General features: G+C 38.4%; 10 protein-coding genes, 1 tRNA gene and 1 pseudogene. 9 read left to right on the forward strand and 3 right to left on the reverse strand.

The window, feature by feature from the left end; all coding sequences use genetic code 11:
- Positions 1–268 precede the first annotated feature (268 nt).
- Together MSG66_RS08585 and MSG66_RS08590 are read left to right on the forward strand one after the other, a co-directional pair.
- Positions 269–862 (forward strand): DUF4142 domain-containing protein, encoded by a 594-nt coding sequence (locus MSG66_RS08585; protein WP_324653629.1) that lies wholly within the window; start codon positions 269–271, stop codon positions 860–862.
- A gap of 384 nt (positions 863–1,246) precedes the next feature.
- Positions 1,247–1,876, forward strand: coding sequence for a hypothetical protein (locus MSG66_RS08590; RefSeq protein ID WP_324653631.1), 630 nt, complete (start codon positions 1,247–1,249; stop codon positions 1,874–1,876).
- A gap of 171 nt (positions 1,877–2,047) precedes the next feature.
- On the opposite strand, the pseudogene MSG66_RS08595 reads toward MSG66_RS08590, so the two are convergent.
- The 3 genes and pseudogenes from MSG66_RS08595 to cysS form a co-directional block, all read right to left on the reverse strand.
- Positions 2,048–2,317 (reverse strand): annotated as a pseudogene (locus MSG66_RS08595) (site-specific integrase); the annotation flags it as partial.
- A gap of 124 nt (positions 2,318–2,441) precedes the next feature.
- A tRNA-Gly gene (locus MSG66_RS08600) sits at positions 2,442–2,517 on the reverse strand.
- A 63-nt stretch (positions 2,518–2,580) separates the two neighbouring features.
- Complete coding sequence (cysS, locus tag MSG66_RS08605; RefSeq protein ID WP_324653633.1) at positions 2,581–4,002, reverse strand: cysteine--tRNA ligase; 1,422 nt, start codon at positions 4,000–4,002, stop codon at positions 2,581–2,583.
- Between the two features lie 213 nt (positions 4,003–4,215).
- On the opposite strand from cysS, the gene MSG66_RS08610 reads away from it, so the two are divergent.
- The 7 genes from MSG66_RS08610 to MSG66_RS08640 form a co-directional block, all read left to right on the forward strand.
- Positions 4,216–5,193 carry a KpsF/GutQ family sugar-phosphate isomerase gene (locus MSG66_RS08610; protein ID WP_042897992.1) on the forward strand — a complete coding sequence of 326 codons (978 nt, stop codon included), beginning with the start codon at positions 4,216–4,218 and terminating at the stop codon, positions 5,191–5,193.
- Between the two features lie 3 nt (positions 5,194–5,196).
- A complete protein-coding gene (locus MSG66_RS08615) occupies positions 5,197–5,736 on the forward strand; it encodes a KdsC family phosphatase (protein WP_262473009.1) in 540 nt (179 codons plus the stop codon).
- Between the two features lie 37 nt (positions 5,737–5,773).
- Complete coding sequence (gene lptC / locus MSG66_RS08620; RefSeq protein WP_133974423.1) at positions 5,774–6,322, forward strand: LPS export ABC transporter periplasmic protein LptC; 549 nt, start codon at positions 5,774–5,776, stop codon at positions 6,320–6,322.
- Complete coding sequence (lptA, locus tag MSG66_RS08625; RefSeq protein WP_042897994.1) at positions 6,306–6,854, forward strand: lipopolysaccharide transport periplasmic protein LptA; 549 nt, start codon at positions 6,306–6,308, stop codon at positions 6,852–6,854. The genes lptC and lptA overlap by 17 nt, the downstream gene beginning before the upstream one ends.
- A complete protein-coding gene (lptB, locus tag MSG66_RS08630) occupies positions 6,854–7,600 on the forward strand; it encodes an LPS export ABC transporter ATP-binding protein (protein WP_003650837.1) in 747 nt (248 codons plus the stop codon). Before lptA ends, lptB begins: the two co-directional genes overlap by 1 nt.
- A 273-nt stretch (positions 7,601–7,873) precedes the next feature.
- Positions 7,874–9,340 (forward strand): TolC family outer membrane protein, encoded by a 1,467-nt coding sequence (locus MSG66_RS08635; protein WP_202742916.1) that lies wholly within the window; start codon positions 7,874–7,876, stop codon positions 9,338–9,340.
- Positions 9,337–10,694 (forward strand): ABC transporter transmembrane domain-containing protein (locus MSG66_RS08640; RefSeq protein ID WP_324653639.1); only part of this gene is annotated, 1,358 nt, incomplete at its 3' end. The genes MSG66_RS08635 and MSG66_RS08640, both read left to right, overlap by 4 nt.

Here is a 10,694-nt window from a genome sequence, read left to right on the forward strand (position 1 = left end):
TTAATGTTTTTTAAAATTATATATGTTTTATATTTACATTAATAAGATTGGATACAGATGCTTGATTCATTATTAAATTTATATCATCTACTTTAAATAAGCTATTTACCCTTTGCGAAGAATATTCAACGAGCGGTCTAAATATGTTTGATTGAAATAATGAATAAATAAACCCAACCTTGAATTTACAAGTAGGGATATAGAATGGAAATGTGAAAAAGCTACCCATAAGTGGAAATACTCATGAATTAAGTTAAAGGATATTGGTATGAAAGCTATTTTAACGAAGAAAATTATTAGCTGTATCGCAATTAGTGGTGTTTTAAGTTTCAGTGCATTTGAGATTATGGCAGCAAATCAACAAACTATAAATGATGGGAATAATCACTCTAAAATATTAAATGAAAACCATGAAAATTTGACTGATAGTCAAATTTTCAAGATATTAAGTACAGCTAATAATGGTGAAATTAAGCAGGCAAAAACTGCCTTGCCAAAACTAAAAATGGATGAAGCTAAGAAATATGCTGAAATGATGATTAAAGAACATTCAGCCAATGAAAAAAATGCACAAGCTTTGGCAAGTCGGTTACAGTTGATTTCACAAACCAGTAATCTTAGTAAATCATTGCAAAATGATAGTGATAAAATTGTTAGTAAGCTTAATCAAATAACATCAGATACTGATAAAAATTATATGATGAGTCAAGTTAAAGTTCACCGTAAAGTTTTGATGATAATTGATAAGCAGTTAATACCAAACACGAGAAGTTCTGAATTAAAAAATATGCTCCTACAAACACGTGATGCTGTTGCGAAACACCTAAAAGCAGCTGAAGATACATTTAAGAAGATGAAATAATATACAATTATTATCTTTTAAAAATACATGTAAAAAGCCTAGTATTAATTAACTAGGCTTTTTAAATTGTGTATAAATAAAATCATAATTTCTTGTCGGTCAGGGTAAAGCTGGAATGTTATCAGCAATGTTTACTCTAGCGAAATATAACGATTGTGAGATGAAGCATGATGTAATTGTGAAGACTCTCTGGACAAGAATTTTTATAAATGAGAAATACTTTTTATTAATTAATAACATCTCCTCACTTAATTTGGACACTTATAAAACACAACTAACCGAAACGTAAATTATACTAATAATTGTTCAGCATATTCCAAAAATCCTTTTTATGTTCTAGCTCTTTTAAAAGACACTAGATTTTAAAATATAGGGAGTAAGAAAATGGTAAATACAAAACAATCAATTTCAGATGGTAATCATACGATTCAAAAAGAGCCATCTTCCAATAGTAATGTATTAAATAGCAAACTAATACAAGATACTTCATCCACAAATGATAATGCTTGTCCAGATTTAAACTCACCACCGACCAATAACAATCATATACCTGATATGAATGAAGGGGGAGAAAATTTGGCAGCTGTAAGTGCAGGAACCTTGGGAGGAGCGGCTATAGGTGCTGCATTCGGTGTTGTTGGGGGGCCTCCAGGTGCTGTTGTTGGGGGGATTGTTGGTGGTGTGGTAGGGGGAATAGCAGGTAATGATATAGCTCAAACAAATAATCAAAAAGATGATAGTAATTACTGGCAAGAAGAAGATAATTATTGGCGAGAAAACTATAAAAAAATGCCATATTATACTGAAAATAAGAATCTAGAATATGATCGTGATTATCGGGCGGCTTATCGTTTAGGTTATGAAAATCGTGTACCTAATAATGCAGAAATTAATTTTTCCGAGGTTGAATCTAAATTGAAAACTAAATGGGAACAAGTTAAAGGCAGTTCACGTTTACAGTGGGAGGAAGCTAAATTTGCTATAGAAGATGGATTGAAAAAAATTCATCCTTAATTCATTTAATACTTAGAAAGTCTCCTCAATGGGGGAGACTTTGCGATAATATACTTTTAAGCTAATTTTTTAATTTTAAGTCAATTTTTAATTTCAATATCAATAAAAACTTAATGATGGGTTTAATCATAAAATATTAATTATATTTTCATTATTCATTATTCATTATTCATTATTCTTTAGGCATTTAAGCATTTGAACAATTAAGCGGGTACTCTTCATTTTTCTGCCTTCTTCTTGATAGTACTGTTCAAAAAGGGCATAGAAGGAGATATGGATTTTTTCAGGCTCAGGATTAGCCTGTTCAGATTGTAATTCTAATAATTTTTTAGCGGCCCATTGTTCACACTCACTCGCTGTATCTCGAGTAGCTGTGTAACGGTTGCCTAAGTAACGAGCAGTGATGCGCCATACATTTCCATGCTTAACCGGCTTTTGCATAATAACACTCCAAATTTCATGGTACTGCAGTGGAAATTAAAGCGTTTTTTAATGCGAATTTTGAATTAACCAATAGACAATAAAAAACCACCTAATTCTTTCGAATTAAGTGGTCTTTAAATTTTGGAGCGGGAAACGAGACTCGAACTCGCGACCCCAACCTTGGCAAGGTTATGCTCTACCAACTGAGCTATTCCCGCAATGTGAGCACATTATAGAGTGTTTCACTAAAGTGTCAACACTCTTGTGATTTAATTGAACATTTAATCAGCACGACGCCAAACTGTCCCTTGGCGAGTGTCTTCTAATACAACACCTTGGTCGAGCAACGACTGGCGAATACCATCTGCTTTTGCAAAGTCTTTTGCTTTTTTTGCATCAACACGTTGTTGAATAAAATCTTCAATTTCAGCATCAGACAAAGTAAGCGCTTCTTGTCCAATATCTGATTTTAAGAAATCATCTACATTGTGTTGTACCAAACCTAAAATGTTGGTGAGGTGACGTAACGTTGAATAAAGCACAGTCGCTTGGTCAGCTTGCTCTTCTTTTACAGCACGGTTCAATTCTTTGTTGAGTTCAAACAATACAGCCATTGCTTCGGCAGTGTTGAAGTCATCACACATCGCATTGTTAAAACGCTCAATAAAACTTTGATTAAGCGTTTCAATTGTCGTTTGGCCGTACACTTGTTGATAAGCTTTAAATGAATGATAGAAGCGAGTTAAAGAAGTTTTTGCTTCTTTCAATGCCACATCAGAGAAGTTCACAGGACTACGATAATGTGAAGACACAATAAAGTAGCGAATCACTTCAGGGTGGAATTTCTCCATCACATCACGAATGGTAAAGAAGTTGCCTAAAGACTTAGACATCTTTTCGCCATCAACGTTAATGAAGCCAACATGCATCCAGTAGTTTACATATTGCTCACCAGTTGACGCTTCGCTTTGCGCAATTTCATTTTCATGGTGTGGGAACATTAAATCTGAACCGCCACCATGAATATCAAAGTGATTGCCTAGGCAGCAAGTCGACATTGCAGAACATTCAATGTGCCAACCCGGACGGCCATTGCCCCAAGGTGACGCCCACGATGGTTCATTTTCTTTGGCATGTTTCCAAAGTACAAAGTCAAACGGATGTTTCTTTTCAACTTCTACGTCGACACGGTCACTTGCGCCAGCTTGCATATCATCAAGCTTGCGTCCAGAGAGACGACCATATTTCTCAAATTTGGTGACTTCAAAATAAACATCGCCATTTGAAGCAGGGTAAGCAGAACCTTTATTGACCAGATTGCCAATCATATTTTGCATCTGATCAATATATTCAGTCGCTTTAGGTGCTTCATCGGGTGCAGCACAGCCTAAATTTGCTGCATCTTCGTTCATTGCATCAATGAAACGAGTGGTGAGCTGCTGAATGGTTTCACCATTTTCATTCGCACGTTTAATAATTTTGTCGTCAATGTCGGTAATGTTGCGAATATAACGAACACTCCAGCCTTGACTACGTAAGAAACGTATAATGTAGTCAAATGCAACCATAACTCGAGCATGCCCGATATGACAGTAATCGTAAACGGTCATTCCGCAGACGTACATATCGATGTGACCTTCTTTGCGAGGTACAAATTCAACTTTTTTTCGTTGCTCAGAGTTATATAAAAAAAACGGTTGCATAAGGGTTTTCAAACACTCAACAAAAACAGTGTTACATCATAACTGATGCATCATTTTTCACAAAGTTTTATGCAAGAATTTTATAAGCTTGTGAAATCTTATACATTTAAAAACGTGTATATGATTGAGTTATGTTAGAATGCCCCCAAATCTTTTGATTAAAATCACCGATCTTCACAAGAGATCAGATCAATTATTTTGAGTCAAACTCGTATGCCCAACCCTACAGATTTTCAAAGCAGCGCATTAGCAACATTGCGTATTGAGCAGCAAGCCATAGACGTGTTAGCAACACAAATTAATGACAGTTTTAATCAGGCTTGTGAAATATTGTTACAGTGTAAAGGCCGTGTTGTGATTACTGGCATGGGGAAGTCCGGGCATATTGGCCGTAAAATGGCTGCGACTTTTGCTTCAACTGGCACACCATCTTTCTTTATGCATCCGGGCGAAGCTGGGCATGGCGATTTGGGAATGCTGGTTCGTGGCGACGTATTAATTGCGATTTCCAATTCTGGAAAAAGTGATGAAATCATGATGTTAATGCCACTCATCAAACATCTTGGTGTACCTCTTATTACTATTAGCCGTACTGATAAAGGGCCAATGCCTCAAAATGCCGACATTGCTTTAACTTTAGGTGAGTCTGACGAAGCGTGCCCATTAGGGTTAGCTCCGACATCGAGCACGACAGCGACGTTAGTATTGGGTGATGCGCTGGCTGTTGCTTTACTTGAAGCTCGTGGTTTTACCGCAGATGATTTTGCTCGCTCGCATCCTGCTGGAGCATTGGGTAAGCGCTTACTTTTACATGTAAAACATCTGATGCATACAGGCGATGAATTGCCAAAAGTTTCACCAAATACGCCAATGAATCAAGTGCTTTACGAAATTTCTAATAAGCGTTTAGGCTTGACCACGATTGTAGATGATGAGGAACATTTGCTTGGTATTTTCACCGATGGTGACTTGCGTCGTTTAATTGATAAACAGCAAGGTTTCGATGTGAATTTACCTGTTTCTGAAGTAATGACAAAAAAACCGTCAACTATTTCTCAAGAAGCACGTGCGGTAGAAGCTCTACAACAGCTTAACCTGAAAAAAATTAGTCAATTTGTTGTGGTGGATGACCAAAATAAAGTGATTGGTGTAATTAGTATGCATGACCTTATTCAGGCAGGGGTAAATTAATCAATGGCATCTTATGCATTGTTAGAACAAGCACGTCATTTACAGGCATTGGTTCTGGATGTTGATGGTATTTTGAGTGATGGTTTTGTAACTTTAACGAATAGTGGCGATGAGATTAAGTCTTTTGATATTCGTGATGGTTTAGGAATGAAACTTGCACAGCAAGCGGGCATGAAGATCATTATTATCACAGGCCGAAAAAGTAATATCGTTGAAAAACGTATGTTTGATTTAGGTGTAGATCTCGTTTTTCAAGGCCGTGAAGACAAAGGCTCTGCATTACGCGAAGCTTGTGCACAGTTTAATATTTTGCCTGCCGATTGCTTGTATATGGGTGATGACTGGCCTGATTTATCTGCTTTTGCAATAGCAGGAATGAGTGTCACGGTGCCAAATGGTCATGAAGAAGTGCGTCGCCGTGCGCATTTAGTTACCCAGTCAATGGGCGGGCGTGGTGCTGTACGTGAAGTCTGTGATATGTTACTGATCGCAAAAGGCATTTACCAAGAACTTCTTGAAAAATATCTTGCAGTACCGCATTAATAATAAGATTACTTAAAAAGGTAGGCTATTCCTGCTCATGGATACCAGAGTTTTATCTATTGTTGCTGTAGTTATTGCTGCTATAAGTGGTGGTTATTACTACTATAGTGGCAAAGCAAAAAAACTAGACATTGGTTCGGCGAAGAATATGACATATTCGGCGCAGGGCGTCCATTTGACTCAAACTGATGATCAAGGCAATTTGTATATTCGTGCTGAAGTTCGTCAGCTTGAACAGGATATGCAACAAAAAACATCAAAGTTGGATCAACTTAATGCCTCTATGTATAAAGATGGCAAAGTTGATGCAACGTTCTTTGCAAAACAGGCAAATGGCTATGATGATAACCGTAAAGTTATATTATCGGGTGATGTGGTAGCAACTAAACTTGCTCAACAGGGGAAAATTGAATTCCAGACCGATGAGTTAACTGGATATCCAAAGACCAGAGAAATTGAAACGAATCATCAAGTGATTGTTCAGTCTCCACAGGGCAGTTTTGTCAGCAAAGGATTAAAAGCCAATTTGAATAACGGTCAGTACGAATTTTTTAATATTCGAGGAAAGTATGCACCAAAGTCTTAATTTAAAACGTTCTTCAGCTTTCCTAAAACAAGCTGCGGTCATTACATTCGTTGCTTTATCATCAGCTTCGACTTTTGCATTGCCGTCTGACCGTAGTCAACAAATTTCACTCGTGGCAGACCGTGCTACGTATAACGAAAAAACTGGTTTGACGACTTACACGGGCAATGTTGTGATTGAGCAAGGCACGATGAAGCTTCAAGCCGATTCAATTGTTGCTACGCTAAACTCTAAACGTGAAATTCAAACCATTACTGCCAAGGGCAGACCGTCTAAGTTTCAGCAACAAATAAGTGCTGATAAAGGTGTGGCACGTGGTGAGGGGCAGACCATTGTTTATAATGCAGATACAGGCATTATTACATTGAATGGTGGTGCATATTTATATCAAGATGGTTCAAGCATTCGTGGTAATTCATTGAAATATAGTATGAACAAAGGTGATGTTGAAGCTCAAGGCTCATCGACAAATCGTGTTCAAATTATTATTCCACCATCAAGTTCAAAAAGCTTTCCAGGAGCGCGTGACTAATGCAGCAAGCTCTTCAACAACCCCAAACTTTGTGTATTAAGCACTTAGGAAAGAACTATAGTAAGCGTTGGGTCGTCAAAGACGTATCTTTTAGTATGCAAAGTGGACAGATTGTTGGTTTGCTTGGTCCTAACGGTGCAGGTAAAACAACAAGCTTCTATATGGTTGTAGGGCTAGTGCGTATGGACAAAGGTGAAATTCACCTTGATGATCTTGATATGTCCGATTTAGCAATGCATGAACGGGCACGTAAGGGAATTGGATATCTTCCGCAAGAGGCTTCTATTTTTAGAAAGCTGACCATTGCTGAAAATATTATGTCTATTTTAGAAACACGCAAAGACTTAAATAAGCAACAACGCCAGCAACGTCTTACTGAATTATTAAATGACTTTAAAATTAGTCATATTAAAGATTCATTGGGAATGAGTGTGTCTGGTGGTGAACGCCGCCGCGCTGAAATTGCACGTGCTTTGGCTGCAGATCCTAAATTTATGTTACTTGATGAGCCATTTGCCGGCGTTGATCCAATCTCGGTTGGAGATATTAAAGATATTATCCAGACTCTGAAAGATCGTGGTATCGGTGTACTCATTACTGACCATAACGTACGTGAAACTTTGGCAATTTGTGAACGTGCCTATATTGTGAGTGAAGGGGCGGTAATTGCAGAAGGTACACCACAAGAAATTCTGGATAACGAACAAGTCCGTAAAGTCTACTTAGGTGACGATTTTACAGTTTAAATAAAATAGTTAATCTATTTGTCTAAAAAGAGGTCAATGCCTCTTTTTAGTTTTTTTATATTTATCTATTAAAAACAATAAATTAATTCATTCACCTGATGAAAATATAATGTGTGAATTATTCCTGTAATTATGCTTCTTTATGCAAAAAAATATGTAGAATGTAAAAGCTTTTAAACGATAACAAACAAGATCAACAAGACAAGCATGATTGGATATAACCAGAGAAGAGTAACAAGGACATGTAAAAAGCCGGCTTTCCTGAAAGGGTTGATGCTTTTAACTTCATTGCATGTACCTATGGTGATATATGCTGCTAAACCCAGTGAGCAATATCACACCTTAAAAGACAACTTATCACAACTTTTTGCCCCTAAAAGTAGTGATGAATTTAAAGTTGCCAAGATGCAAGAGCTGAGTAATTTTAAGTTAGATCAATCTAGAGTTAAGGAGTTTCCTACTGTTCAACTCAATGATAGAGCAGCTTCATCTTATTCAAATTTGCCATCAAGGAAAATGACTTTGCAGGAAGCGGTGAAAATCGCAATCCAGCGCAACCCTGATATTTCTCAAGCCATTTCCACTTTAGCTGGCCAAAATGCGGGTATTGATTTTGCCAAGGCAGGTTATTATCCACAGCTTTCAGGTGGTATCACCACAGGTGACTTGAGTAGCGGTGAGCGTGGTCGGCAGTTATTGACCCTAAATGCGACTCAAATGCTCTATGATTTTGGTAAAATTAAATCAGGCGTAGATGTTGAGCAAGCCAAGGTCCAGGTTGAACAGGCCAATGTACTGGTCAGCATTGATGATATTGCACTTGATGTTGCACAATCGATTGTCAATATTCAGCGCTATCTTCAATTAAATAAAATTGCCGAGCAGCAAATTGCAGGTATTCAACGAATTCAGGACATTGCTAATTTACGTGCAAATGCAGGTATTAGTAGCCAAGCTGATCCAATTCAAGCCCAGTCTTATTTGCAAGCTGCCCAGTCTGGTTTGATTGCTCAGCAATCTTTATTACGTCAGTACCAACAACATTTAAGAACATTGCTGGGTGCAGATGTATCTCGGACTGGCTGGATTATTTCAGATGATCTGGTGAAAGTGTCCGATTTATATGGTGAACCTGAATTCAATACCATCCCAAAAATGATTGCAGCACAAGCAAGTGTTGAAGTTGCCAAGGCACAAAAGGAACAGACTCGACTGAGTCGGTATCCGACTTTGGCGGTAAAAGGTTCCTTAAGTCAGGCCATTAATGGCAGAAATCCAAACAATGATAAAGATGACGGTCTATATAGTTCCGTCATGCTTGAAGCAAGCAGTCAGTTTTATCAAGGTGGCGCAGTTTCTTCTCAGGTTAAAATGGCAAGTTATGCCGAAGAAGCAGCAAAGTCTAAAGTGAATTCTGTTTATATGGATGTTCTCGACCAGATTAGAACCAGCCGTGAGCAAATTGAAAATAAACAACGTCAAATGCAGGTGCTGACCGATCGTCAGGCAACAACCGTTCGTACACGTGAGCTTTATCAAGAGCAGTACAAGCTCGGGACACGTTCATTGGTCGATTTGTTGAATGCAGAACAGGCCATTCATAGTGCCAATTCAGAACTCGAATCAGCACGTTATGACATCTATAACAGTATTATTCAGTACATTTCGGCAACAGGACGTTCCCGCCAAGCTTATGACTTAAATAATATTTCAATTCAGGGGTTCGAAGTACAACCATGATGACAAAAATAAACTACCAGCCCTGGTTACAGTCGGTCTTAACGATTGCTAAACATTATCGAATTGAGCCTTCAGAAGAAAGAATCCGTTTACAACTTGACTGGAACCAGAATCAAAACCTTGATGATGTTTTACAGCTCATTACCCGTCAGGTTGGACTAAATTTACGTAAAGTACCATTTTCTTTAGAGGTGCTGAACCCGTGGCGCTTACCTGTTATGGTCGAGTTTAATGACGGACAGGTCGGTGTTATTGATAAAGCCGATACCCAGGGAAATGTCAGTATCCAGTTGAGTGGAGATCATGGCCTTTCTCAAAATTTAAGCCTAGATGTCTTAAAAAATACGATTAAGAATGTCTATATTCTGCGTCCTGAAACTTCTATTCCCGATGCGCGTATTGATGAATATATCAAACCGTATGAAGCAAGCTGGTTCTGGTCAATTGTTCTAAGAGACTGGAAGCGCTACGTTGATATTATGTTTGCCTCACTCATTGCCAATGTATTGGCACTGGCAACCATTATTTTCTCAATGCAAGTCTATGACCGCGTTGTTCCATCACAGTCCATCCCGACTTTATGGGTTCTGGCTGGCGGTGTACTCATTGCTGCTATTTTTGAGTTTACCTTACGTATATCAAGGGTGTATTTATCCGACATTATTGGTAAACGTGCTGATTTACGGGTTTCTGACCGTGTATTTGGTCATGCCTTAAGAATCAAGAATAAAGACCGTTCAAAGTCTACTGGTAGTTTTATTTCCCAGATTCGTGAGCTCGAAGGTGTTCGTGAACTGGTGACTTCAACCACCATTAGTGCAATTGCCGATTTCCCATTCTTTTTCCTGTTCCTGATCATCTTTGCCATCATTGGCGGCAAGCTGTTTTGGGTGATGCTACTGGTTGTGCCACTTATGCTTTTGCCGGGTATTCTGGTGCAGAAAAAGCTAGCGCAACTCGCACAGGAAGGTATGAGAGAATCTTCAATCCGTAATGCCATTCTTGTTGAAGCGGTGCAGGGTATTGAAGATATCAAGCTGTTGCGTGCAGAATCGCGTTTCCAAAACCAATGGAACCACATGAATGAAGTTTCAGCCGATATTGGCATGAGACAGCGTAAAATCGTTGGTACCTTAATGTCATGGACTCAAATGCTTCAGGGTCTGACCTATGCGATTGTAGTGTTAGTGGGATGTTTTGCGGTAATGGAGGGTGAAATGACTACGGGTGCTTTAGTGGCCTGTTCAATTTTATCTTCACGAATGTTAGGGCCAATTGCACAAATTACCGGTGTTTTAGGACGTTTACAGCAGGCGAAAGTTGCAAAACAAAGCTTAGATGAGCTCATGCAACG

This window comes from Acinetobacter sp. IK31, assembly GCF_035615195.1.
In the GTDB taxonomy this organism is placed as follows: Bacteria; Pseudomonadota; Gammaproteobacteria; order Pseudomonadales; family Moraxellaceae; genus Acinetobacter; species Acinetobacter calcoaceticus_C.